The following is a 23424-nucleotide window of genomic DNA, read 5'->3' as shown; positions in this document are numbered from 1 at the left end:
CCGCTCACGCCGGTGCCGTACGAGCCTTCCGGACGAGCTTCATGTACCGGTCCCAGTCCCAGTGCTCCCCGGGATCCGTGTGGTCGGTCCCCGGTACCTCCACGTGCCCGATGATGTGCTCGCGGTCGACGGGGATGTCGTACCGTGCGCAGATCCGGGCCGTGAGCCGCGCCGAGGCCGCGTACATCTCGTCCGTGAGGTCCTGCGGCCGGTCCACGAAGCCCTCGTGCTCGATGCCCACACTGCGCTCGTTGTAGCCGCGGTTGCCCGCGTGGTACGCCACGTCCAGCTCGCGGATCATCTGCGTGACGTGGCCGTCCTTGCGGACGATGTAGTGCGCGGCCGCACCGTGCTCCGGGTCCTGGAACACCTTCACGGCGCTGTCGAAGCTGCCCTGGGTGACATGGATGATCACCATGTCTATGCCGTAGTCGTCGGGGCGGTCCGCCATTCTCCAGTTCGCCTCCGACGCCGCCACCCACCGCGCGCCGGCATGGTCGACCTCGCCCTCCTTGCGCGGCTTCTCCACGCCGGGCACCCGCCACCACAGCCGCGCGAGCTCGTCGCGGGCCAGCACGGCCGAGCCCGCCGCCGCCACCGTCCCACCGATCAGCAACGCGCGGCGCCCGACCTTCCGGTCGCCGTCCTTCGGAGCCTTCCGCTGTCCCATGTGATCGTCAACGGATACTCGCGGGTCCCGGTTCCCGCGCCCCCGTACCCTGGAAGGGTTATGACTGACACCGCGCAGCCCTCCCGCCCCCTCCGCGTCCTCGCCGCCATGTCCGGCGGGGTCGACTCCGCCGTAGCCGCCGCCCGCGCGGCCGAGGCGGGCCACGACGTGACCGGCGTCCATCTCGCGCTCTCCGCGAACCCGCAGTCCTTCCGCACGGGTGCGCGGGGTTGTTGCACCATCGAGGACTCCCGCGACGCCCGCCGTGCCGCGGACGTCATCGGCATCCCGTTCTACGTGTGGGACCTCGCCGACCGTTTCCGTGAGGATGTCGTCGAGGACTTCATCGCCGAGTACGAGGCCGGCCGCACCCCCAACCCGTGCCTGCGCTGCAACGAGAAGATCAAGTTCGCCGCCCTGCTCGACAAGGCCCTGGCCCTCGGGTTCGACGCGGTCTGCACCGGCCACTACGCCAAGGTCGTCCTGAACGAGGACGGCACACGCGAACTGCACCGCGCCTCCGACATGGCCAAGGACCAGAGTTACGTCCTCGGCGTCCTGGACGAGAGACAGCTGGCGCACGCCCTGTTCCCGCTCGGCGACACCGTGACGACGAAGGACGAGATCCGCGCGGAGGCCGAGCGCCGGGGCCTCGCGGTGGCCAAGAAGCCCGACTCGCACGACATCTGCTTCATCGCCGACGGCGACACCCAGGGATTCCTCGCGAACCGCCTCGGCAAGGCGGAGGGCGACATCGTCGACGAGACGGGCGCCAAGCTCGGCACCCATGAGGGCGCGTACGGCTTCACCATCGGCCAGCGCAAGGGCCTGCGCATCGGCACCCCGGCCCCCGACGGCAAGCCGCGCTACGTCCTCGACATCTCGCCGGTGGACAACACGGTGACCGTCGGCCCCGCCTCCGCCCTGGACGTGAGCGCCCTGACCGCCGTCAAGCCCCGCTGGTGCGGCGCCGCCCCGACCGGCCCCGGCACCTACACCGCCCAGCTGCGCGCCCATGGCGGCGAGACCGAGGTGACCGCCGAGCTGGTCGACGGCTCCCTGGAGGTCAGCTTCACCGAGCCGGTCCGCGGTGTCGCACCCGGCCAGGCGATCGTCCTGTACGACGGCACGCGCGTGGTGGGCTCGGCGACGATCGCGTCGACGGTACGGGCGGCGGCCTCGGTCGGCTGAGAACCCGGAATGCGCCGGAGCCGCATCCCGATAAATGGAATGTTGAATTCCCGACCGCCTCACCCGAAATCTGTTCACAATGCGCGACCCGGGGTGACGCGCTCTGTGGGACTCACAGAGAACTCTAAGAGGTTACTCAGGGTTCGTCATGATCCCGCTCCCCGTACTCAACGCGCCCATGGTACGGTCGTTTGAAAGACCGGTGGATGTTCTTACGGGGGGATGATCCACTGTGGGGAGCGGAATATTCTCCATTCTTTCACTTGTGCGTAGCCTATTTATTTTCGAGCTCGTGGCATTCTCGTTCGCGCTGGGAGTCCTGGTCCGCTCAAGAATGCGGGGGCGTCAGCTCAAGGAATTCGCCCGGCAGGAGAGGATCCGTGAGCGGATCCGCATCGCCTCGGAACTGCACGACGGTGCGGGCCACCGAATGCTGGGCATCGTCATGCACGCCCGGCAACTGTCCACCGACGCGCCAAAGACGGCGCACGCCATCGAAGACCTGGCCCTGGAGGTCCAGCGAGAGATCCGTGAGGCCGTCGGCTGGCTGCCGCGATCCGGAGGAGCGCCGGCGAAGGACACCTCACTGTCGGACCATGTGATCGCCCTCGGCATCGACCTCCCGCACGTGGACCTCGCCGTCCACTTCGGCAATGTCGAGGCCGAGGCGAATCTGCACGCCAGCACACGACTCGCTGCGCTGCGGATCATCCAGGAAGGCGTCACCAACGCCATCAAGCACGGTGAGGGGCCCATAGAGGTACGGGTCGAGTTCGGCGAACAACTCGATGTGAGCATCGTCAACCGACCGGCCGCCAGGAGCGACGACGGCGTGCGCTCCTTGGGGCGCGGCCCCTCCACGGCCCCTCTGGTCCCCGGCGCCGGCCAGGGCCTCTTCCACATGCGCCGACGCGCCGCCGAACTGGGCGGCTCCCTGGACTACGAGGAACTGCCCGGCGGCGGCGTACGGATCACGACCGCCCTGCCCAGCCGTCCCGGTCGGCCCCTCCCGGCAACCGCCTAGGCCCTGCCCGACGCGACCGGTCGGGTCGCCACCCAGGCCCTGCCCGACGCGACCGGTCGGGTCGGCACCGGCGCCGGCGGGCGGAGCGCCGCCGCGCACGGACGGCCGCCCATGCCGACGGACTCCCGGCTCGTGCGCCTCGACCTCCGCGGGTGGCCAGGGCGCGACACGCACGCACTCCGACCGAGAGTTCCCAGGAAGGCCCATGAAACCGATACGCCTACTCATCGCCGACGACCAGCCACTGGTGCGCCAGGGGCTGCGCGCCGTGTTCGCACCGCTGGAGGACATCACCATCCTCGGGGAGGCGTCCAACGGCGCCGAGGCGCTGGAGCTCGTCCGGCGCACCGCGCCGGACGTCGTCCTGATGGACGTGAACATGCCCCGGATGAGCGGCCTGGAGGCGACCAGGCGGATCTTCTCCGGCGGCCCGCGGGACCCGGCGCCGAAGATCGTCATGCTCACCATGTACGACCAGGACGAGTACGTCTTCGAGGCGCTCAGGGCCGGAGCCAGCGGCTTCCTGGTCAAGGACTCCTCCCCGGCGCGACTCGCCGAGGCGGTACGGGAGGTGGCCGACGGCGGTGCCCTGCTGTCCCCGTCGGTCACCCGGCGCCTCATCGGGGAGTTCGTCCGCCGGCCCGCCGTCCCTTCCTCCGCCGCATCCGAGCTGACGACCCTCACCAGCCGGGAACTCGATGTATTCCGGCTGCTGGTCCAGGGATACGGAAACGCGATGATCGCGGAGAAACTCACCCTGGGTGAAAGCACGGTCAAATCGCATGTGCAGCACCTGTATCGCAAGTTGGGCGTGCAGGACCGCGTGCAGGTGGTCATTTACGCCTACGAGAACGGGCTTGTCTGACCTCCGCGCATCCGGTGGATCTCCTCCGCGCGGGGGAGGCTGAATTCCCCCCGGGTGGGGAAGACGGATCGGGCCGGGCCGCCTTAGCGTGACTGCCGAATTATGTCCGCCGTCACACAGGAGACGTCCATGGCCGATCGGATTCTCATCGTCGCCCGCATGGCACCGGAGAAAGCGGAGGAAGTCGCTTCCATATTCGCGGCCTCCGACCGGACCTCGCTGCCGGCCGACCTCGGGGTGACCCGCCGCGAACTCTTCCACTACCACGACGACCTCTACTTCCACCTGGTGGAGTTCGACGGGGACGCCGACCGCGCCATGGCCGCCGCACGGGTCCGTGAGGACTTCCAGCAGCTGTGCGCCGACCTGGATCCCCTCATCGCGCCCTACGACCCCGAGACCTGGCGCAGCCCGGCGGACGCCGGCGCGACGTCCTTCTACCGCTGGACCCCTCACGAGGGGGCGTAGCGGCCCTGCCCGGCGCGCATCGCCGCCGCGGCCGACCGCTCCGGGTCGGCCGCGGCGGCGATGCGCGCCCGGGGGCCGGGGCGGCGACAAGGCGTCAGCCATGCCCCGTGCCGGCCGCGCCCACCGGTTCCGGATCGGCCGGCCGCTCGTGCGTCACCGCCTCCTCGTGGACCGGTGACGGCTGGACCCGCAGCAGGCGGGCGGCCCAGGCGGGCAGCCACCAGTTCCACTTGCCCATCATCGCGACCGTGGCCGGTACCAGGAGCCCGCGGATGAGCGTGGCGTCGATCAGGATGCCCAGCGCGATGCCGGAGGCGAAGATCGACACGTCCAGCTCCCCGCCGGAGGCCATCGAGGCGAAGGAGCAGAACAGGATCAGCGCGGCGCAGGTGACCAGCCTGCCGGTGCGTCCGACGCCGTTGACCACGGCGGTCCGGGTGGATCCGGTGCGGTCGTACTCCTCCCGGATCCGGGACAGGATGAACACCTCGTAGTCCATCGACAGCCCGTACAGGAAGGCGAAGATGGTCACCGGTACGAAGGTGCCGATGGAACCGTCCGGCTGGATGCCCAGCACGGCCTCGGTGCCCCAGCCCCACTGCCACAGGATGACCATCGCGCCGAGCACCGCCCCGAGCGACAGCAGGTTGAGCAGGATCGCCTTCAGCGGCAGGAGCAGGGACCGGAACGCCCGTGCCAGCATCACGAAGGTGACGAGGGACAGCACGGCCAGCATCCAGGGGAAGGCGGTGTAGGTGACGTCCACGTAGTCGATCTGCTGGGTGACGTTGCCGCCGACCATGGTGCCGTCCGGCACCGCGTCGACCACCCGGGCGATGGTCTCCTCACCGGCGGGCGAGCCGCCCTCGTCGCTCGGCAGCACGGTGACGACCGCGGAACCGTCCTGGCGCCACTGCCCGTCCTGCGGCGCGGCCACCGCGTAGACCCCGTCGGTGTCGCGGAGCGTGTCCGCCACGGCTGCCGGGTCGGTGCCCTCGGGGACGTACACGTCGAAGGACGTGAGGGTGCCCGAGGGCACGTCGCTGTCCGTCAGCGCGGTGAGTCCCGCCCGGCCCGCGCCGGAGTCGGAGAGGTGGTCGGTGGTCGGCACCGACAGGTTGAGGCCGAACGCCGTGAAGGACAGGGCCAGCAGGACCGAACCGCTCGCCGCGGCGGTCAGCCACCTGAAACGCACCACGTTCTTGGCGACCCCGGTCCAGAACCGCCCGGCGGACGCCTCCCGCTTCAGGGCCTCGCGGTCCGCCCGCCCCGCCTCCCTGCGGCGCTGCAGGCGCTTGCCCGAGGAGCTGAGCAGCAGCGGCAGCAGCGTCAGCGAGACCAGGGCGCTCGCCGCGGTGACCATCATTCCGCCGACGCCGAGGCTGCGGATCAGCGGAATCGGCAGCAGCACCATGGTGACCAGGCCGATGGCGACCGCGCCCGCCGAGAAGACGATGGCGTGCCCGGAGGTGGCCATGGCGCGGCGCACCGCGTCGTCACCGTGGTGGCCCTTCGCCTCCTCCTCCCGCCAGCGGGTGACCAGGATCAGCGCGTAGTCGATGGCGATGCCGACCCCGAAGAGCGGCAGCATGATGACGGTCGTCTCGTGCACGGAGATGAACGGGCTCACCGCGAGCAGCCCCACGAACGAGACGGGCACCGCGACCAGCGCGGTCAGCAGCGGCACGAACGCCAGCGCGGAACGGAAGACGTACAGCAGCACGGTGATCGCCGCGCCGATGGTGACCAGCAGCTTCACCGGGACGTTGAGGCCGCCCTGGTCGGCGCCGGTCGCCAGCGTGTCGAGCCCGGTGACATGGACCTCGGAGCCCGGCGGCAGTTCGTCGCGCATGGCGTCGACGATCAGCGGGCCGAGCTCGGGCGCCTCGCCCAGCGCGCTGCCCGGCAGCCCGCCCTGTTCCACGGGTCCGCCGAAGACCAGGCCGAAGGTCGTCCGGCCGCCGTCGCCGAGGAACGCCTCGTCGGAGGTGTTGGCGTACGAGGCGACGCGGGCGTCCAGCTTCTCGGCGGCCTCGTCGAACGCGCGGCCGAGCGCCGCCTTCGCCTCCGGGGCGTCGGCCCGCTGTCCCTCCGGCAGGGTCACGACGGGAACGAAGGGCCGTTCGTAGCCGCCGTTGCCGTAGGTCTTCATGATCTGCTGGTTGGCCTCGTACCCGGGCAGTCCGGGGTAGGCGTTGCGCTCGTCCATGTTCGGGAGCAAGAGGCCGATGGCCGCGCCCCCGGCGAGCAGCATCAGGATGACGAGCATCCGCACAAGTCGCTTCCGTCCAAGGACGAAGTCGCAGATTTTCTCCATGCCACCAGGCCATCAGAGAGTTCTTACACCGCTCATGGACCGTTCTTAGAGATCTCTGTCAATGCGGCGACAGCCCCACGGGCCGGGGCCCGAACGGGTGACACTTGCGGTGTGAACCTGACGACGCTGCGTGTCCTGGTTGTTGACGACGAGAGCTATCTGGCGGACCTCATTGCCACCGCGCTGCGCTACGAGGGGTACGACACCGCGGTGGCGGGCACCGGGAGTGCCGCCGCCGAGCTGGTGGAGGCGTTCCGGCCGCACCTCATCGTGATGGACGTCATGCTGCCGGACGGCTCCGGCATCGACGCCTGCCGGCGGCTGCGGCAGGCCGGGTTCGAGGCGCCCGTGGTGTTTCTGACGGCCCGTGACTCCACCGAGGACAAGATCGCCGGGCTGACGGTCGGGGGCGACGACTACGTCACCAAACCCTTCAGCCTGGAGGAGCTGATCGCCCGTATCCGCGCGGTGCTGCGCAGGACCGCGCACCCCGAGGAGCGCACCAGGCTGACCTTCGCGGATCTGGAGATCGACGACGAGGCGCACGAGGTCCGCAGGCAGGGGGTGCGGGTGGACCTGACGCCGACGGAGTTCAAGCTGCTGCGGTATCTGGCGGCGCACGCCGGGCGAGTCCTGACGAAGCGTCAAATCCTGGACCACGTCTGGGAGTACGACTTCGGCGGCAGCGACGCCGTGGTGCAGACGTACGTCTCCTACCTCCGCCGGAAGATCGACGTCTTCGAGCCGACGCTCATCCAGACCGTCCCCAGGGTCGGCTATGTGCTGCGCCTGCAGGACGCCGACGCCCGGCGCCGGGAGACCGGGCGGCAGGACCGCGGGGCCGGCCGATGACCCTGCGCACCCGGCTGGTCCTGGTGCTCTCCGGACTCCTGGCCCTCGGCATGGCCCTCTCCGTCGGTGCCACCTTCGGCGCCCTGCAGGACTGGCGTCAGGACCAGAACGACGAGGTGCTCGCCGCCGTTTCCGGGCAACTGCGCGCGGACCTCGCCGCGCCGGGCGGCGACGGGCGGCTCACACTGCCGCGCGACGCGGACCAGCTGACCGGAGTCTGGCGGGCCTCCGTCGAGCAGGGCGACCTCCCGTCCTTCTTCCAGACCCGCACCCGGGACGGCCAGGTGCGCCAGACCTCCGACTTCGGCGTCCGCCCGGACCTGCCGCGCACCCTGCCCTCCGCCCTGTGGCCCGAGCGGGCCACCGCCGACGGCACCCCCGAGGGCTCCTTCCACACGGTGCCGGGCGCCGACGGCAGCGACTGGTTGCTGCACTCCTCGCCCCTGCCCGACGGCATCCTGCTCGTGGGCATGCGGACGACGGTGGCCGACGAACTCATGCACCGCACCGGCGTGGTCGCGGCGACCTCGGCCGCGGCCGCCCTGCTGGCGGTGACCCTGCTGTCGTGGCGAGCCGTACGCCGTGGACTGCGCCCCCTGGAGTCGATCGCCACCACCGCCGCGGCCATCGGCGACGGCGACCTGGCCCGCCGGATCCCGGCCGCCGGGCCACGCACCGAGGTCGGCAGGCTGGGCCTCGCACTGAACGCCATGCTCGGCCAGATCGAGTCCGCGTTCGACGAGCGCCGCCGGGCCGAGGAGCGGCTGCGCCGCTTCGTCGCCGACGCCTCGCACGAACTGCGCACCCCGGTCGCCACGATCCGCGGCTACGCGGAGCTGTTCCGGCGGGGCGCCGCGCACCGGCCGGACGACCTCGCCCAGGCGATGGCCCGCATCGAGTCGGAGGCCCGCCGCATGGGTTCCCTGGTCGAGGAGCTGCTCCTCCTCGCCCGCCTGGACCAGGGACTTCCGCTGGCTCTGGCGCCGGTCGACCTCGGCGCCCTGGCCGGGGAGGCCGTCGACGACGCCAGGATGCTCGCCCCGGACCGTCAACTGCTGCTGGAGACCGCCTCGGCCGACGGCCCGGTGATGGTCCGCGGCGACGCGGACCGGCTGCGGCAGGTCCTGGCGAACCTGCTCTCCAACGTCCGCCAGCACACCCCGGACGGAACCGAGGCCTGGGTACGGATCGGTGCCCGGGACGGACAGGCCCTGATCGAGGTGGCGGACAGCGGACCCGGACTCGACGAGGAGCAGGCCCAGCACGTCTTCGAGCGCTTCTTCCGCGTCGACCCCTCCCGCAGCCGTGCCCAGCTGCCCGGCGACAGCCCGAAGGAGGGCTCCGGGCTGGGGCTTGCCATCGTCGCGGCCGTCGCCCGGGCCCACGGCGGCAGCGCCGAGGTCGACGCGACCCCGGGTGAGGGCGCGGTGTTCCGGGTCCGGCTGCCGCTCGACCACCCATGACCGGGCCCCGGCTCCCCGGCCGGTCCCCGGCGCATCCGCGCGGTGCACCGGCATCGCCGTACCGAGAAGAGAGCGAGACGGTGAAGACGGACACGTTACGACGGCGGCTGCGGGCCCTGCGCGGGCCACGCGGGCGGTGGACCGCGGCTGCCGCGGCCCTCGCCCTCGTCGCCCTCGCACTGACCTGGACGGCGACGGCGGACGACCCGGCGCGGGTGGACCGGGAGGACCGCTTCCTCACCGGTGCGGACGGGGTCCGCCTCGACACCTCGTACTACACCGCGCCCGGCGGCGGGAGGCGGCCGGCCGTGATCCTCGCGCACGGCTTCGGCGGGAGCAAGGACAGCGAACGCGACCAGGCGGGGGTGCTCGCCCGCGCCGGGTACGCCGTCCTCACCTACTCGGCGCGTGGCTTCGGTGCCTCGGGCGGCCGGATCGGACTCAACGCGGCCGACGGCGAGGTCGCGGACGTCGGCAGGCTGCTCGACTGGCTCGCCCGGCGACCCGAGGTCCGCACGGACCGTGCGGGTGATCCGGTCGTCGGCATGGCCGGAGGGTCGTACGGCGGCGCCGTGTCGCTGCTGGCCGCGGCCCAGGACCGCAGGATCGACGCCATCGTTCCCTCCGTCACCTACTGGGACCTGCACCAAGCCCTCTTCCCCGGAGGGGTGTTCAAGAAGCTGTGGTCCGGGATCCTCTTCGGCCAGGGGCTGACCGATCCCCGTGACCCCGCGTGCGGACGCTTCACCGCCGAGGTGTGCTCCGCCTTCCAGCGCTCGGCCGTCACCGGCCGGGCCGACGCACGGACCCGGGAACTGCTGAGGGAGGTCAGCCCGGCGGCGTTCGCGCGGCGGATCTCCGTACCCGCGCTGGTGGTCCAGGGCCAGACCGACTCGCTGTTCCCGCTGGACCAGGGCGATGCCATCGCACAGGCCGTCGCGAGGAACGCCACGCCCGTCGCCGTCGACTGGATCCTCGGCGGCCACGACGGCGGGGAGGACGAGACCGGCCGCGTGCACCGGCGCACGGTCGGCTGGTTCGACACCCACCTCAAGAAGGCGGGCGGCGACGGCGCCGGGCCCGCGTTCCGGGTCAGCCGCAAGGGCGGAACCGACACCGCCACCGGGACCGCCACGCTCGACGGAGCGACGGCCGCCCGCTACCCGGGGCTCGGTGGGACGGCACGCAGGACCGTGGCCCTGCGGGGCCCCGAGCAGACCCTGGTCAACCCGGCGGGCGGCACCCCGCCGAGCGTGACCGCTCTTCCCGGACTCGGTTCGTTGTCCTCCCTCGCGAGTGCCGCCGGCATGGGCCCGGCGTGGGAGTCCCGCGGCGCGAGCGCGGCCTTCACCAGCGCCCCGCTGGACGCCCCGCTGCAGGTCACCGGCGCGCCGACCCTGGAACTCACGGTCCGCGCCGACCGCGACGCGGTGCTCTTCGTCAAGCTCTACGACGTCGGCCCGGACGGCGGCCAGATCCTGCCCCGCGAACTGGTCGGCCCGGTCACGGCGGCGGACGGCGGGACGACACGGGTCTCCCTGCCCGCCGTCGACCACCGCTTCGAGACCGGCCACCGGCTACGGGTCGTGGTGTCCAGCACGGACCTGGGCTTCGCCTCACCGGCCGAACCCGCCACCTACCGCATCCGGGCGGGCCACCTCACGGTGCCCACCTCCGCCGCGCTCACCGTCACCGAGTCCGCCGGTGTGCCCTGGTGGACCTGGGCCCTGCCGGTCGGGGCGGTGGCGGCGGCCGCCGTACTGCTGCTGACCGCCCGGCGCCCGGCCCGCCGCCCGGCGCCCGCGCCCGATCGGGCACCCGCCGGCGTGCCGCTGCGGATCACGGGGCTGACCAAGAAGTACGCCGGCGGCGGCGACCGCTACGCGGTGCACGATCTGTCGTTCACCGTCGAGCGAGGGCAGGTTCTGGGGCTCCTCGGCCCCAACGGCGCCGGTAAGACCACCACCTTGCGGATGCTGATGGGCCTCATCCGGCAGGACTCCGGCTCCATCAGGATCTTCGGGCAGGAGGTGCGGCCCGGGGCACCGGCCCTGTCCAGGCTCGGATCCTTCGTCGAGGGCCCCGGCTTCCTGCCGCACCTCACCGGACGCCAGAACATCGACCTGTACTGGCGGGCCACCGGTCGGCCCGAGGCCGACGCCCACCGTGAGCCGGCGCTGGAGATCGCCGGTCTGGGCGCCGCGCTGGACCGCCCGGTCCGCACCTACTCGCAGGGCATGCGCCAGCGCCTCGCCCTCGCGCAGGCCATGCTCGGACTCCCGGACCTGCTCGTTCTCGACGAGCCGACCAACGGACTCGACCCGGCGCAGATCCGTGAGATGCGGGACGTCCTGACGCGTTACGCGGCCACCGGACGCAGCGTCATCGTCTCCAGCCATCTGCTCGCCGAGGTCGAGCAGTGCTGCACCCATCTGGTGGTGATGGACCGGGGCCGCCTGGTCGCCTCCGGGCCCGTCGCCGAGATCACCGGGGACGACGGGCTGCTGCTGGTCGGCACCGCGGATCCAGGGAGCGAGGCGCTGGCGCGGAAGGTCGCCGCGCTGCCCGGCGTCGCCTCCGCGACCCCCGTCGAAGAGGGCCTCCTGGTCCGCCTCGGCTCGGTCACCGCGCCGGAGCTGGTCGTGGAACTCGTACGGATGGACGTGGCGGTGGAGCGGATCGGACCGCACCGCCGCCTTGAGGACGCCTTCCTGACCCTGATCGGAGGACAGTGATGGCCCGGGGGATCCCACAGACCGCCGAGAGCGGCACGGCGGTGGCCGCCACCGGCTACCGGCCAGGCGGAGCCCTGCCGCTGCGCGTGGAGGCGCTCCGCCAGTTCCGGCGCCGCCGGACCCTGGCGACGTTCGCCACCGTGACCGCGCTGCCGCTGGTGCTGCTGACGGCGTTCGCCCTCGGGGGGTCGCCCACGGACGGCGACGGCGGCGCCCCCGCGTTGGTGGCCATCGCCACGGCCTCCGGTCCCAACTTCGCGGCGTTCGTCCTCTTCGTCTCCAGCAGCTTCCTGCTGCCCGTGACGGTCGCCCTGTTCTGCGGTGACACCGTGGCGTCGGAAGCGGGCTGGGCCTCGCTGCGCTACCTGCTGGCGGCCCCCGTGCCCAGGGCCCGGCTCCTGTGGAGCAAGCTGGTGGTCGCCCTCGGATACAGCGCCGTGGCGGTCCTGCTGCTGCCCGCCGTCGCGCTGGTGGCCGGCAGCGCCGCCTACGGCTGGGGCGACGTCCAGTTGCCGGGCGGCGGCACCATGCCGGCCTCCCAGGTCCTGTGGCGGATGGTGCTCGTCGTGGCCTATGTGTACGGCAGCCTGCTGGTGGTCGGAGCGGCCGGGTTCTGTCTCTCGACGGTGACCGACGCCCCGCTCGGCGCGGTCGGCGGCGCGGTCGGGCTGTGGATCGTCTCGACCATCCTGGACGCGGTCACGGCCCTCGGCAGGGCCCGTGAATTCCTGCCGACGCACTGGCAGTACGCATGGCTCGACACACTGCAGCCACGCATCGCCTGGGCCGCGATGGCGCAGGGACTCGCCCTGTCCACGGCGTGTGCGGTGCTCCTCGTCGCCCTGGCCTTCCGACGCTTCCAGACGAAGGACGTCGTCTCCTGAGGCCGGCGGACACGGCCGCGGGCCGTGAGGCACAGCGCCTCACGGCCCGCGATGACCGTGCCTCGGGTCCGGGCCGGGCCCGGGTCAGACCGTTCGCCGGCCGCTCTTCGGCAGGCCCAGGACCGCGGCGGAGTTGAAGCCGCCCTCGCCCCTGGCCACCACCAGCGCGGTGCGCAGACCGGCGTTCTCCCGTGCGGTGGTGACCAGGTCCAGGTCGTCGCCGGGGCCCGCCGTCAGATGCACCGACGGCGGGACGGTGTCGTGCGCCAGGGCGAGTGCCGCCCAGGACAGGTCCAGGGCGGCACCCCCCGAACACAGCCTGCCGGTGGCCGTCTTGGGAACCGCCACCGGCACCCCCCGCCTGCCGAAGACCTCCACCAGGGCATCCGCCTCCCGCCGGTCGAGCAGCGGATCGCCGGCGCCGTCGGCGAAGACCACGTCGATCCCCTCCGGTGACAGCCCGGACCGCTCGACCGCCTCGCGGATCGCCCGCGCCAGCTGACGGTGGTCCGGTGCGGGCTCGGTCGGATGGTGCGCGTCATGCGTCGACGCCGTACCGAGCACCTCGGCGTACGCGGCGGGCGCGCCCCTGCGGGCGGCCCACTCGGCGTCCTCCACCACGACCATGGCGCCGCCCTCGCCCGGCACATGCCCGGGGCTGTCCGGCGCGAACGGCCGGTAGGCCGACGCCGGTTCCGTCTCCCGGCTGAGCGTCGCCCGGCCCGCCTGGCAGGCCATGGCATACGGCGACAGCGGTGCCTCGGTCCCACCGACCAGGACCGCTCCCGTACCCCGCGTGATCAGCCGCCGCGCCTGGGCCAGGGCGTCGAGCCCGCCCGCGGCGTCCGCGACGAGCACCCCGCAGGCGCCCTTGAGCTGGTCGCGGATGGAGAGCTGACCGCTGCTCGCCGCGTAGAACCAGCCGATCGACTGGTACGCCGTGACCGTGCCCGGCCCCTGGCTCCAGAGGTTGTGGATCTCCCGCTGGCCGAAGGCGTTCCCACCGGAGGCGCTGGCCGTGACCACGGACAGGTCGAAGGGGTCGTGCCGGTGCGGATCGAGGTCCGCGTCCTCGAAGGCCAGCCGGCCGGCGGCCAGGGCCATCCAGGTCCACCGGTCGGTCTGCACCCGCAGCTTGCGCTCGACGTGCTCGCTCTCGTCGAAACCGGTGACCCGGCCCGCCAGGCGCGAGGGCAGCTTCGAGGTGTCGAACTCCTCTATGGGACCGATCCGGCAGACCCGCTCCAGGGTGCGCTTCCAGTGCTCGCTGACGCCGACACCGGTGGGCGCGACCACACCGATCCCGGTGATGACGCTGCGCCGTACGCTCATGCCGCACCGTCCTTCACGCTCTTGGAGAACACCATCGCGGACTGGAAACCGCCGAAGCCGCTGCCCACCGACAGCGCGTGGTCGACGCGCGTCTCGCGCGCGGTCAACGGCGTGTAGTCCAGGTCGCATTCGGGGTCGGGGGTGGTGAGGTTGGCCGTGGGCGGTACCACGCCCCGGTCGATGGCCAGCGCGCACGCCGCCATCTCGATCGAGCCGATGGCCCCGAGCGAGTGGCCGATCACCGACTTGATGGAGCTGATCGGCACCCGCCGGACGGCGTCGCCGAGGGCGTACCGGTAGGCGGCCGTCTCGTGCCGGTCGTTCTGCTTGGTGCCGGAGCCGTGCGCGCTGATGTACCCGAGGTCCTCGCAGTTCAGCCGTGCCTGGGCCATGACGTCCCGGACCGCTTCGCCCAGCTCGACTCCGTCCGGGCGCAGCCCCGTCATATGGAATCCGTTGGCCCGTGCCGCGTAGCCGGCGACCTCGCAGTAGATCCGCGCCCCGCGGGCCCTGGCGTGCTCGTACTCCTCCACGATCAGCACCGCGCACCCCTCGCCGAGCACGAAGCCCTTGCGGTCCGCGTCGAAGGGTCTCGACGCGAGTTCGGGCGTGTCGTTCATCGGGCTGGTGGCCCGGATGGCGTCGAAGCAGGCCACGGTGATCGGCGTGATCGGGGCGTCGGAGGCGCCGGCGATCATCACATCGGCCTCGCCGTCCTCGATCAGCCTCAGGGCGTGCCCGACGGCGTCGATGCCGGAGGTGCATCCGGTGGACACCACCGTCGCCGGCCCGCGCGCTCCGAACCGCACGGCGAGCTCGGTCGCGGCACTGGACGGCACCAGGGCCTGGTAGAGGAAGGGCATGGCGTGCCGCGGATCGACCTCCCACTCCCGGGCGTGGTCGCTGACGACGACGTACTCCTCCTCCAGGGTGATCGAGGCGCCGACGGCCGAGCCGAGGCAGACCCCCACCCGTTCCGTGTCCGCGGCCCCGAGGTCGAGCCCGCTGTCCTCGACCGCCTCCGCGGCCGAGGCGAGCGCGAACTGCGCGAACCGGTCGGTGCGGCGGATCTCCCTCGGTGTGAGCCCGCGTTCGGCCGGGTCGAAATCGCACTCGGCGGCGATCCGGGACCGGAACGGGCTCGGGTCGAAGGAGGTGATCGTCCGGATCGCCGACTTGCCGCTGACGACCCGGTCCCAGAACTCCTCCCGTCCCACCCCGCCGGGTGCGATCACCCCGATGCCGGTGACGACGGCCCTGCGGCGCCGCTCGCCGGCCCTCACGTGGCGCCCGGACCGGTCAGGGCCGCGGAGCGGTCGCCGTCCGCGGCGGGCGCCGTCTCCCCGGGGTACGGCTCGGTGTCCACGTGCCCGAGGTGCGGCTCGGGAGCGAGCGGCCCGATCTGGAAGACGACCAGGGCCTGCTCGTCGCCCGTGTTGGTCAGCCGGTGCCGGACGTTGCGCGGGATGTGCAGTGCCTGTTCCGCCCCGACCGCCACCGGCTCGCCGTCCAGGTCGACACGGAGTGCGCCGCGGGCGACGAACAGGTACTCCTCCGAATACGGGTGGTAGTGCTCCGAGACGCCCTCGCCGGGCTCCAGCCGGACCGCTCCGCAAAAGCCCGCGGACGTCCCGGCGTTCGGGGGCGCCAGCAGGGTGCGCAGATCGCCGCCGCGCCGGGTGTTGGACGGCACGTCGTCCATTCCCACCACACAGCGGCGGGCGTGCTCCACCCGTTGCTTGATCAGTTGCATCTGCACCGCCGAGTTGCGGTTGATGCGCTCGGTCATGGCCGCCGTGTCCACCGGGGCCTCGGGCCTCATGTGGAAGTCCTGCACCCAGCGCATCCTGGTGGTGTCCGGACCCAGTTCCTCGTAGGTCCAGGTGATGTTCATGAACTCGAACGGTCCGGTCTCCACCCGGCGCGCCCTGACCACCCGTGCGTCCTTGTCCCAGTGGCGCTCGGACACCCAGGACCACACCCGGTCCTGCTCGTCCGGGTGCATGGTCAGCCGGAAGGTGGCCGAGGTGGGCGTCTCGTCCAGGATGTCGATGCTCGCGTACTCGGAGAACAGCTCCGGCCAGCGGCGCAGGTCGTTCGTCCGGTCCCAGACGAAGCCGAACGGGGCTTCCATGTCGATGAAGTTGTCGGTGTGCCCGAACATGGCGTACGTGTCTCCCGTCCTCAAGCGGCGGCGGAAAGCCGGGCGTTGACCATCCGCTCGACGTCCGCGGGTGTGCTCTCGGGGGTGATCTCCTCCTCGATGTCGATGCCGTACCGGCTCTTGATCCGGCTGGCCAGCTCGACCCGGGCCAGCGAGTCCAGGTCGAGCGCCTCGAAGGTCTTGTCGAACGCGGCCTCACCCAGGTCGGGGTCGAGACCGACCGAGGTGAGCATGTCGGTCAGCTGACTCTGCACGGTGCCCGTGGAACTCATGTCTCTTCTCCTTCACCGGCCGTACCGGCCGACGATGCCGTGGAAGCGGTCGAAGGCGGCGTCCTCGTCGGTGCCGTCGGGACGGCGGACGTGGTCGACGCGTGGATGTGGAAGCGCAGCGAGCGGGCTTCCGTGAAGCAGTCGCGCATGGGCTTCACCAGATCGCGGTGCTCCTGGGACTTCTCCCAGGTCTCGAAGTCGGTGAGATCACGCCACTCGCTGGTGATCAGCCACTGCTCCGGGTCGGTGGCCGACCGGCAGACCTGGTCCTCGACATGACCGGGGACCCCCGCGGCGACCTCGAAGCGGATCTTCTCGTAGGCGTCCAGGAAGTCCTGTCGCCGTGCCTCGGGTACGCGGATCAGGAAGACCACCCGGGCCCGCGACGGGCTCACCGGGCCGGCCTTCCGGCACCCGGCGGCGGACCGCCCGCCAGCGCGGAACTGAAGCCGAACCTGCCGACGACCGGCATGACGCTGCCGTACATCCCGTCGGACTCGGCGCCGGTGAGGAACCGGACGGCACGGCCGACGAGTTCGGCCTCCACCGTGAGCCCGGGGTCGACGTGCGGCATCTCCTTGCGCATCTCGGGGGTCTCCACGAGGGTCAGCGAGATCAGGTTGGCGTGGATCCCGCGGTTCTTGACCTCGTGGGCCAGCGAGCGCACCCAGGCGGTCAGGGCGGCCTTGCTCGCGGCGTAGGAGGACATCGCGGCGAGCGGCTCATCGGCCAGTGGGGTGCCGAAGTAGACCAGTCGACCGCCGTCCCGCAGATGGGGGAGGACCGCCTGCGTGGCGACCACCGCCGACAGGAAGTTGGACTTCAGCAGGTCCTCGTACGAGGAGACGTCGGTGAGCATGACCGGTCCCACCGCGAAGCCGCCCACGAGATGCACCAGGCCGTCCAGGTGGCCGAACTCGCGCACCGCCTCGGCCGCCGCGTACTGGGCGCCGTCCGGCTCCGCGGTGTCGGCCGACAGGGTCCTGACCGTTCCGCGGCCACCGAAGGCGGCGGCCAGCTCGGCGAGCCGGCCACCGTCCCGGCCGGTCAGCAGGAGCCGGTCACCGCGTTCCGCGAGGCACCGCACCGTGGCCTCGCCCAGCCGGCCGGTCGCGCCGGTGACCAGGAGGGTCCGCGGGGCGGCGCTCACGCCTCCTGCTCCTCGAAGACGGCGACCCGGGTGGTGACGTGCTCCATCATCGCCTTCTGGAAGAAGGCCCTCGCTCCGGCGGGTGAGCTCATGTCGCGCGGCTCGACCAGGTACTCGTCCAGCTTGCGCTCCAGCTCCTGGATGGCGGGCTGCCTGGCCAGGTGCGCCATCACCCGGGGGAGGCTCCCGTCGATCTCCATCATGCGGACGACCAAGCCGTCCTTCATGAAGATCGAGGTGCCGAGCAGCCGCGTCCCGTCGGGCGTGACCCACTCGGGCGGGGAGTAGGTGGCGAGCAGGTCCTTGACGATCGCCTCGGTGCCGGGTTTGACCCGGAAGCTGATGGCGTAACGTTCCATCGGTTTTCTCTCCTCACGAGATGACAGGGAGACCGGACGGTCCGACGGCCGGCTCAACCGGCCTTGGCCAGACTGCCGTTCGGGCGGCGTCCGGGTCTTCCGGCGGCCGGGCGAGATTCGGCCTCCCCACGACGGAGGAGCACTCCCCCTCGGGCACCGGTCCTCTCCTCCCCGCGGCGGGCACCTCCTCCCGGCGGCCGTCGCCCGGTTCGTCCCCGCGCGGGAAGACGGCGGCCGAGGCGTCGCCCTAGCGTCCTTGGACAGTGCGGCGCGGCGACGGCACGGCCTTCCCCCAGCCGTCCTGCTCTCTTGCCGCGCCGTACTGCTTGCGCGTGACCACCCCTCCCGCAGCCCCGTTCACGCACGTCGGCGGGGCTGCGTCCACTGCCGAACCCACCAGAGGAGATGCGATGGCCGACCACCGCGACGAGGTCATCGTCCTGGGCGGCGGAATCGCCGGGCTCACCACCGTGCTGGCCCTGCGGTCCGCCGGCATCCCGGCGAAGGCCTACGAACGATCACCGGCGCTGCGCTCCGCGGCCTCGGGCAACGGCCTGGTCGTCTGGCACAACGCGGTCCTCGCGCTGCGCGCCGTCGGCCTGGACAAACACCTGGACACCATCGGGGAGGAACTGCGCCGCTACCGGTTCCGGTCCCGGCGCAGTGGCGCTCTCGCCGACTGGTCCATCGAGAGCGGCACCCGCCGCCACGGCGCGCCCGCCTACACGGTGAGCCGGCCCGCCCTGCACGGCCTGCTCAGTGACCTGGTCGGCGACGACCTGGTGCTCGGCGCGCGGTGCACGGACTTCACCGAGGAGCCCGACGGGGTGACGGTGCGGTTCGAGGACGGTCGCACGGTCCGCGGCCCGCTGCTCATCGGGGCCGACGGGCTGCGTTCGACGGTGCGCAAGGCCCTGATGCCGTACGAACCGCCGCCCCGTTACGCGGGCATGACGGCATGTCAGGGAATCGTCGGGCTGCCGTCGGAGCAGGTTCCGCCCGGGGTGTTCGTCAACACCTTCGGAGAGGGCAGCTGGTTCGTCTACTACCGCCTCGACGACCACTGCGTCTACTGGGACGGCGTCCTCAACGACCGTATCGGCCGCCGCCTCGGCCACACGGCCGCCTCCCTCGGCCTCGGCGTCCGCGAGGCGCTGCTGCGGGAGTTCGGGCACTGGCCCGACCCGATACCCGCGTTGATCGAGGCCACCGCGGAACCGGAGATCCTCCCCGTGGACATCTTCGACCGCGACCCGGTACCGCGATGGAGCACCCACCGGGTCACGCTGGTCGGAGACGCCGCGCAGCCGATGACCTTCAACCTCGGCCAGGGCGCCAACCAGGCGATGGAGGGTGCGGTCGTCCTCGCCCAGTGCCTGTCCGCCGCCCTCGCCGACGGCCCGTCCGCCGCGTCCGCCGACGCCGTGTCCGCCGCCCTCGCCGCGTACGAGCGGCGGCGCGGGGACCGTGTGGCGCGCGTCGCCCGCCGCTCCCGCGCCAACGGAGTGCTCAGCCGCTGGCAGAACCCGGTCGTGTGCCTGCTGCGCGACGCCTTCATGAAGGTGGCCTTCGACCGGCTGGTGTACCGCAAGACCTACCAACTCACCATGGACACCGACCTCGACAGGGACATCCACTCATGACCACACAAGCCCGCCCCACCAGCGGAGTCAGCCGGACCGCCGTCATCGTCGCGCAGGCCCGGGCGACCGAGGACGCCCGGGCCGACCGGCTGTTCACCGACCCCTACGCCCAGTCCTTCGTCGACGCAGTCGGATGGATCCAGGTCGCCGAGGCGGGCCGCCTCAACCAGGGCCACTTCGTCCTGCGCACCCGTTTCTTCGACGACTGGTTCCGGGCCGCCGCACAGTCCGGCTGCCGCCAGGCGGTCCTGGTGGCGGCCGGCCTGGACACCCGGGCCTTCCGGCTCCGGTGGCCGGCCGGGTTCCGGCTCTTCGAGATCGACCTGCCCGGGCTGCTGGCCTTCAAGGAGGCGGTACTGGGGGTGCGCGAGGCCGTACCGTCCTGCGAGCGCAGGACGGTACGGGCCGACCTGCGCGAGGACTGGCCGGCCGCCCTGCTCGCCGCCGGCTTCGACCCCGGGCAGCCGACCGCCTGGCTGGTCGAGGGCCTGATGATGTACCTCGACCCGGCGGACAACGACCGTCTCCTCGACCGCATCGGCATGCTCTCCGCCCCGGGCAGCAGGCTGGCGGTCGAGCACATCAACCAGGCGTACACCGAACTGCCGCAGATGAAGGCCGTGCACGAGCGGCTGCGCAGGGTCGGGGCCGCGTGGCGTTCCACGGTCGAGGACCCGTGCGCATGGCTCGGCGCGCACGGCTGGACGGCGACGGTCGTGCCGCAGACCGAACTCGCCGCCCGTCACGGCCGGCCCGTGCCGGAGCTGACCGACCCGGAGCGCGTCGGCAGCGCCCGGATGTGGTTGGCCGAGGCGGTCAGAAGCGCGCCGGCGGACTCCGCCGCCCCCGGCCGCGCGTGAGCGGAAGCGCCTGCCCCACTCGTCCCGATTCCTTTGGAGCATCATGGCCAGCCGTCTGTTCACCTCGGAGTCCGTGACCGAGGGGCATCCGGACAAGATCGCCGATCAGATCAGTGACAGCGTCGTGGACGCCCTGCTCGCCCAGGATCCCCGCGCACGGGTCGCGGTGGAGACCCTGATCACCACGGGCCAGGTCCATGTGGCCGGTGAGGTGTCGACGCGCGCGCGGGTCGACATCGCGGCCCTCGCCCGGAAGAAGATCCTGGAGATCGGGTACGACCATGCGGCCAAGGGCTTCGACGGCGCTTCGTGCGGCGTGTCCGTGTCCATCGGGTCCCAGTCCCCGGACATCGCCCGGGGCGTCGACAACGCCTACGAGACACGGACGGCCGGGGACGGCGAGCCGGCGCAGCAGGGCGCCGGGGACCAGGGGCTGATGTTCGGGTACGCCACCGACGAGACCCCGGAACTCATGCCCCTGCCCGTCAGCCTCGCCCATCGGCTGGCCCGCCGGCTGGCCGAGGTCCGCCGCGGCGGAGTCGTGCCGGGTCTGCGTCCCGACGGAAAGACCCAGGTCACCATCGAGTACCGGGGGAGCCGTCCGTTCCGTCTCGACACCGTGGTGGTCTCCTCGCAACACGCCGCCGATGTCGAGCTCGACACGCTCTCTGCCGACATCCGCGTGCACGTGGTGGAGCACGTGCTGTCCCGGCTGGCCCAGGAGGGCAGCAAGCTGGAGGCGGAGGACTACCGCCTCCTGGTGAACCCCACCGGGAGGTTCGAGATCGGCGGCCCCATGGGAGACGCCGGACTGACGGGCCGGAAGATCATCATCGACACCTACGGGGGCATGGCCCGCCACGGCGGCGGTGCCTTCTCCGGCAAGGACCCGTCCAAGGTCGACCGCTCGGCCGCGTACGCGATGCGCTGGGTGGCCAAGAACGTCGTCGCCGCGGGCCTCGCCCGCCGCTGCGAGATCCAGGTCGCCTACGCGATCGGCAAGGCCGAGCCGGTCGGCCTCTTCGTCGAGACCTTCGGTACCGCCGTCGTCGGGCAGGAGGTGATCGAGAGGGCCATCCGCGACACCTTCGACCTGCGGCCGGCCGCGATCATCCGTGATCTGGACCTCCTGCGGCCGATCTACGCCGAGACCGCCGCCTACGGCCACTTCGGGCGCGAACTCCCGGACTTCACCTGGGAACGGACCGACCGGGTCGGCGCGCTGCTCGCCGCGACAGGGCGGTGACATGCGCATCGCCGTCACCGGATCCATCGCCTCCGACCACCTGATGATCTTTCCCGGACGCATCCCGGACCTGCTCATCCCCGACCGGCTGCACGCGCTGTCACTGTCGTTCCTCGTGGACAGCCTCCAGGTGCGCCGCGGCGGGGTCGCCGCCAACATCGCCTTCGCCCTCGGCCTGCTCGGTCTGGACCCCCTGCTGGTCGGCTCGGTGGGCGACGACTTCGCCGACTACGACGTCTGGCTGAGGAGCCACGGCGTCGACACCTCCGCGGTGCGCGTGTCGGACCGGCAGCGCACGGCCCGCCTCGTCCGCATGACCGACCAGGACGCCAACCAGATCGCCTCCTTCTATCCCGGCGCGATGTCGGAAGCACGGGAGATCGACCTCCGGCGGATCCTGACGGCGCGAGAGGGAATCGGCTGCGTGGTCGTCTCTCCCGACGACCCGGACGCCATGCGGCTGCACACCGAGCAGTGCCGGGAACTCGGCCTCCCCTTCGCCGCGGACCCCTCGCAGCAACTCGCCCGGCTGACGGGCGCCGAGGTGCGCGCACTCGTGGACGGCGCTCGATGGCTGTTCACCAACGAGGACGAGGCCGCCCTCCTCCTCGAACGCACAGGGTGGTGCGACAAGGAGGTGCTCGCCCGCGTCGGTGCCTGGGTCACCACCCTCGGGGCGGACGGTGTCCGCATCGACACCGCCGACGGGGACGGCATCACGGTTCCCGCCGTGCCCGGGGTGGAGGTGGTGGATCCCACCGGCGTGGGAGACGCCTTTCGCGCCGGGTTCCTCGCGGCCTGCGGCTGGGGCCGTTCCCCGGTCACCGCCGCCCGTCTGGGCTGCGTCCTCGCGGCCACGGCGCTGGGCAGCGTCGGGTCGCAGGAGTACGAGCTGTCGGCACGGCCCCTGCTCACCACCCTGTCCTGCGCCTATGGCCAGCGGGCGGCGCAAGGGCTCGCGCGGGAGCTGCGCCACGTGGGACGTCCCCCGATGAGCGACCGCAGGTCGGCGTGACGGGGCGGCCGTGTGCGCCGGCCGACGGAGACGTCCGCGCGCCTGCAGTTCCAAGACCGACACGCGCGTGCGCGCCCGCGAGGCACAGGCGTGAGCCCGCGATCGGTCACGCCCCGAAGAACTCCACCAGCACCGGCCCGAGGACGTCCGGCTCCACCATGTGGGTCTGCCCCTCCAGGCTGCGGTACGTCCCCTCGGGCACGCCCTCGGCGATCGTCCGGTTCGCCTCCCGCATCCAGGAGGGGCTCGCGTCACCCGCCACGGCCAGCACCGGCACGCCGATCGAGGCCAGCCGTGACCGGGGCACCAGGCCGTCGCCCATCACGGCGTCGTCGTAGGCCAGGCTCGGCGCGATCGCCTCCATACCAGCCCACAGGGGGGACTGGCGTGCGCCCTGGATGGTCTGCTCGGCCATGCCCGTGAGCCGCAGGAACAGTTCGACGGCGTCCCCCAGCCGGCCCTGGGCGAGCGCGTCGGTCAGGTTCGCCCGGTACTCGGCGTACAGGGCGGCGCCGTCTTCCAGGAAGTCTGCGAACGGCACCTCGTACACCGCCACCTGGCGCACCGGCAGCCCGCTCGCCGCTGCCTCCAGCGCCAGGGCGCCGCCCGACGAGATGCCGCACAGCGCCGCCTCGCCGCCCACCGCCTCGATCAGCGCGGCGAGGTCCTCGACCTCCCGCTGCACCGCGTACGGCGCCGTGTCACCGCTCTCGCCGCGCCCCCGCCGGTCGTAGGCGACGACGCGGAAGTGCCGCGACAGAGGCACGGCCAGGGGCGCCACGGTGCCCCCGGTGGACATCGCGCCGCTGACGAGGATCACCGCGGGACCCGCGCCGGTGCTCTCGTAGGCGAGGGAGGTGCCGTCGGCCGAAATGGTCTTCTTGTCCATGCCTGTGCAGATTGCCGTACGGCAC

At 72.1% G+C, this 23424-nt stretch carries 22 protein-coding genes; 12 read left to right on the top strand and 10 right to left on the bottom strand.

From position 1 onward, the window contains the following. Positions 1-4: 4 nt before the first annotated feature. Positions 5-670, bottom strand: a complete 666-nt coding sequence (locus ACFYNL_RS12925) for an N-acetylmuramoyl-L-alanine amidase (RefSeq protein ID WP_388801210.1) — start codon at positions 668-670, stop codon at positions 5-7. A 60-nt stretch (positions 671-730) separates the two neighbouring features. On the opposite strand from ACFYNL_RS12925, the gene mnmA reads away from it, so the two are divergent. The 4 genes from mnmA (at position 731) to ACFYNL_RS12905 (ending at position 4218) form a co-directional block, all read left to right on the top strand. Then, a complete protein-coding gene (mnmA, locus tag ACFYNL_RS12920) occupies positions 731-1861 on the top strand; it encodes a tRNA 2-thiouridine(34) synthase MnmA (protein WP_388801207.1) in 1131 nt (376 codons plus the stop codon). 292 nt (positions 1862-2153) lie between these two features. Then, a complete protein-coding gene (locus ACFYNL_RS12915) occupies positions 2154-2885 on the top strand; it encodes a sensor histidine kinase (RefSeq protein WP_388801204.1) in 732 nt (243 codons plus the stop codon). A 205-nt stretch (positions 2886-3090) separates the two neighbouring features. Continuing rightward, positions 3091-3750: a response regulator gene (locus ACFYNL_RS12910; RefSeq protein ID WP_388801202.1), complete on the top strand. Its 660-nt coding sequence runs from the start codon at positions 3091-3093 to the stop codon at positions 3748-3750. 129 nt (positions 3751-3879) lie between these two features. Further along, positions 3880-4218, top strand: a complete 339-nt coding sequence (locus ACFYNL_RS12905) for a TcmI family type II polyketide cyclase (RefSeq protein ID WP_388801199.1) — start codon at positions 3880-3882, stop codon at positions 4216-4218. A 94-nt stretch (positions 4219-4312) separates the two neighbouring features. Here the strand turns inward: ACFYNL_RS12905 and ACFYNL_RS12900 are convergent, their stop codons facing one another. After that, positions 4313-6487, bottom strand: coding sequence for an MMPL family transporter (locus ACFYNL_RS12900; RefSeq protein ID WP_388801197.1), 2175 nt, complete (start codon positions 6485-6487; stop codon positions 4313-4315). A 159-nt stretch (positions 6488-6646) separates the two neighbouring features. Here ACFYNL_RS12900 and ACFYNL_RS12895 point away from each other — a divergent pair, with 159 nt between their 5' ends. From ACFYNL_RS12895 to ACFYNL_RS12880, 4 genes are all read left to right on the top strand, one after another. Beyond that, positions 6647-7387 carry a response regulator transcription factor gene (locus ACFYNL_RS12895; protein WP_388801194.1) on the top strand — a complete coding sequence of 247 codons (741 nt, stop codon included), beginning with the start codon at positions 6647-6649 and terminating at the stop codon, positions 7385-7387. Continuing rightward, entirely contained in the window at positions 7384-8850 is a 1467-nt protein-coding gene (locus ACFYNL_RS12890) for an ATP-binding protein (RefSeq protein WP_388801192.1), read from the top strand. Before ACFYNL_RS12895 ends, ACFYNL_RS12890 begins: the two co-directional genes overlap by 4 nt. Before the next feature lie 80 nt (positions 8851-8930). Next, positions 8931-11585, top strand: a complete 2655-nt coding sequence (locus ACFYNL_RS12885) for an alpha/beta fold hydrolase (RefSeq protein ID WP_388801189.1) — start codon at positions 8931-8933, stop codon at positions 11583-11585. Next, positions 11585-12469, top strand: coding sequence for an ABC transporter permease (locus ACFYNL_RS12880; protein ID WP_388801186.1), 885 nt, complete (start codon positions 11585-11587; stop codon positions 12467-12469). The genes ACFYNL_RS12885 and ACFYNL_RS12880 overlap by 1 nt, the downstream gene beginning before the upstream one ends. A gap of 84 nt (positions 12470-12553) precedes the next feature. Here the strand turns inward: ACFYNL_RS12880 and ACFYNL_RS12875 are convergent, their stop codons facing one another. From ACFYNL_RS12875 to ACFYNL_RS12845, 7 genes are read right to left on the bottom strand one after another with little or no spacing between them, the layout of a single operon-like run. Further along, a complete protein-coding gene (locus ACFYNL_RS12875) occupies positions 12554-13801 on the bottom strand; it encodes a beta-ketoacyl synthase N-terminal-like domain-containing protein (RefSeq protein ID WP_388801183.1) in 1248 nt (415 codons plus the stop codon). Continuing rightward, positions 13798-15084: a beta-ketoacyl-[acyl-carrier-protein] synthase family protein gene (locus ACFYNL_RS12870; RefSeq protein WP_388801180.1), complete on the bottom strand. Its 1287-nt coding sequence runs from the start codon at positions 15082-15084 to the stop codon at positions 13798-13800. Before ACFYNL_RS12870 ends, ACFYNL_RS12875 begins: the two co-directional genes overlap by 4 nt. After that, positions 15081-15965 carry a cupin domain-containing protein gene (locus ACFYNL_RS12865; RefSeq protein ID WP_388801177.1) on the bottom strand — a complete coding sequence of 295 codons (885 nt, stop codon included), beginning with the start codon at positions 15963-15965 and terminating at the stop codon, positions 15081-15083. Before ACFYNL_RS12865 ends, ACFYNL_RS12870 begins: the two co-directional genes overlap by 4 nt. Positions 15966-15985: 20 nt before the next feature. Next, positions 15986-16237, bottom strand: coding sequence for a phosphopantetheine-binding protein (locus ACFYNL_RS12860; protein WP_388801174.1), 252 nt, complete (start codon positions 16235-16237; stop codon positions 15986-15988). After that, positions 16234-16632, bottom strand: a complete 399-nt coding sequence (locus ACFYNL_RS12855; protein WP_388801171.1) for an antibiotic biosynthesis monooxygenase family protein — start codon at positions 16630-16632, stop codon at positions 16234-16236. The genes ACFYNL_RS12860 and ACFYNL_RS12855 overlap by 4 nt, the downstream gene beginning before the upstream one ends. Continuing rightward, on the bottom strand, positions 16629-17387 hold the full coding sequence (locus ACFYNL_RS12850) for an SDR family oxidoreductase (protein WP_388801169.1): 759 nt from the start codon (positions 17385-17387) through the stop codon (positions 16629-16631). The genes ACFYNL_RS12855 and ACFYNL_RS12850 overlap by 4 nt, the downstream gene beginning before the upstream one ends. Beyond that, positions 17384-17746 carry a SchA/CurD-like domain-containing protein gene (locus ACFYNL_RS12845; RefSeq protein WP_388801166.1) on the bottom strand — a complete coding sequence of 121 codons (363 nt, stop codon included), beginning with the start codon at positions 17744-17746 and terminating at the stop codon, positions 17384-17386. Before ACFYNL_RS12845 ends, ACFYNL_RS12850 begins: the two co-directional genes overlap by 4 nt. Before the next feature lie 410 nt (positions 17747-18156). Here ACFYNL_RS12845 and ACFYNL_RS12840 point away from each other — a divergent pair, with 410 nt between their 5' ends. From ACFYNL_RS12840 to ACFYNL_RS12825, 4 genes are read left to right on the top strand one after another with little or no spacing between them, the layout of a single operon-like run. Then, positions 18157-19389 carry an FAD-dependent oxidoreductase gene (locus ACFYNL_RS12840; RefSeq protein ID WP_388801163.1) on the top strand — a complete coding sequence of 411 codons (1233 nt, stop codon included), beginning with the start codon at positions 18157-18159 and terminating at the stop codon, positions 19387-19389. Beyond that, positions 19386-20249 carry an SAM-dependent methyltransferase gene (locus tag ACFYNL_RS12835; RefSeq protein ID WP_388801160.1) on the top strand — a complete coding sequence of 288 codons (864 nt, stop codon included), beginning with the start codon at positions 19386-19388 and terminating at the stop codon, positions 20247-20249. Before ACFYNL_RS12840 ends, ACFYNL_RS12835 begins: the two co-directional genes overlap by 4 nt. Positions 20250-20292: 43 nt before the next feature. Beyond that, complete coding sequence (metK, locus tag ACFYNL_RS12830) at positions 20293-21495, top strand: methionine adenosyltransferase (RefSeq protein ID WP_388801158.1); 1203 nt, start codon at positions 20293-20295, stop codon at positions 21493-21495. 1 nt (position 21496) lies between these two features. Further along, a complete protein-coding gene (locus tag ACFYNL_RS12825) occupies positions 21497-22510 on the top strand; it encodes a carbohydrate kinase family protein (RefSeq protein ID WP_388801155.1) in 1014 nt (337 codons plus the stop codon). 106 nt (positions 22511-22616) lie between these two features. Here ACFYNL_RS12825 and ACFYNL_RS12820 read toward each other — a convergent pair whose 3' ends face one another. Continuing rightward, the gene (locus ACFYNL_RS12820; protein ID WP_388801152.1) at positions 22617-23399 is read right to left on the bottom strand and encodes an alpha/beta fold hydrolase; all 783 of its coding nucleotides are present in this window, start codon (positions 23397-23399) and stop codon (positions 22617-22619) included. Positions 23400-23424 lie beyond the last annotated feature (25 nt).

Source organism: Streptomyces sp. NPDC007808, assembly GCF_042868655.1.
Taxonomy (GTDB): Bacteria; Actinomycetota; Actinomycetes; order Streptomycetales; family Streptomycetaceae; genus Streptomyces.
The sequence above is the reverse complement of the archived record's forward strand: the minus strand, read 5'-3'. Positions and strand labels throughout refer to the sequence as shown.

What these genes read in the sequence shown, in the direction of transcription:
- ACFYNL_RS12925 (WP_388801210.1), bottom strand. Translation starts at nt 670, where the DNA reads ATGGGACAGCGGAAGGCTCCGAAGGACGGCGACCGGAAGGTCGGGCGC.
- mnmA (WP_388801207.1), top strand. Translation starts at nt 731, where the DNA reads ATGACTGACACCGCGCAGCCCTCCCGCCCCCTCCGCGTCCTCGCCGCC.
- ACFYNL_RS12910 (WP_388801202.1), top strand. Translation starts at nt 3,091, where the DNA reads ATGAAACCGATACGCCTACTCATCGCCGACGACCAGCCACTGGTGCGC.
- ACFYNL_RS12905 (WP_388801199.1), top strand. Translation starts at nt 3,880, where the DNA reads ATGGCCGATCGGATTCTCATCGTCGCCCGCATGGCACCGGAGAAAGCG.
- ACFYNL_RS12900 (WP_388801197.1), bottom strand. Translation starts at nt 6,487, where the DNA reads ATGCTCGTCATCCTGATGCTGCTCGCCGGGGGCGCGGCCATCGGCCTC.
- ACFYNL_RS12890 (WP_388801192.1), top strand. Translation starts at nt 7,384, where the DNA reads ATGACCCTGCGCACCCGGCTGGTCCTGGTGCTCTCCGGACTCCTGGCC.
- ACFYNL_RS12880 (WP_388801186.1), top strand. Translation starts at nt 11,585, where the DNA reads ATGGCCCGGGGGATCCCACAGACCGCCGAGAGCGGCACGGCGGTGGCC.
- ACFYNL_RS12875 (WP_388801183.1), bottom strand. Translation starts at nt 13,801, where the DNA reads ATGAGCGTACGGCGCAGCGTCATCACCGGGATCGGTGTGGTCGCGCCC.
- ACFYNL_RS12865 (WP_388801177.1), bottom strand. Translation starts at nt 15,965, where the DNA reads ATGTTCGGGCACACCGACAACTTCATCGACATGGAAGCCCCGTTCGGC.
- ACFYNL_RS12860 (WP_388801174.1), bottom strand. Translation starts at nt 16,237, where the DNA reads ATGAGTTCCACGGGCACCGTGCAGAGTCAGCTGACCGACATGCTCACC.
- ACFYNL_RS12845 (WP_388801166.1), bottom strand. Translation starts at nt 17,746, where the DNA reads ATGGAACGTTACGCCATCAGCTTCCGGGTCAAACCCGGCACCGAGGCG.
- ACFYNL_RS12840 (WP_388801163.1), top strand. Translation starts at nt 18,157, where the DNA reads ATGGCCGACCACCGCGACGAGGTCATCGTCCTGGGCGGCGGAATCGCC.
- ACFYNL_RS12835 (WP_388801160.1), top strand. Translation starts at nt 19,386, where the DNA reads ATGACCACACAAGCCCGCCCCACCAGCGGAGTCAGCCGGACCGCCGTC.
- metK (WP_388801158.1), top strand. Translation starts at nt 20,293, where the DNA reads ATGGCCAGCCGTCTGTTCACCTCGGAGTCCGTGACCGAGGGGCATCCG.
- ACFYNL_RS12825 (WP_388801155.1), top strand. Translation starts at nt 21,497, where the DNA reads ATGCGCATCGCCGTCACCGGATCCATCGCCTCCGACCACCTGATGATC.
- ACFYNL_RS12820 (WP_388801152.1), bottom strand. Translation starts at nt 23,399, where the DNA reads ATGGACAAGAAGACCATTTCGGCCGACGGCACCTCCCTCGCCTACGAG.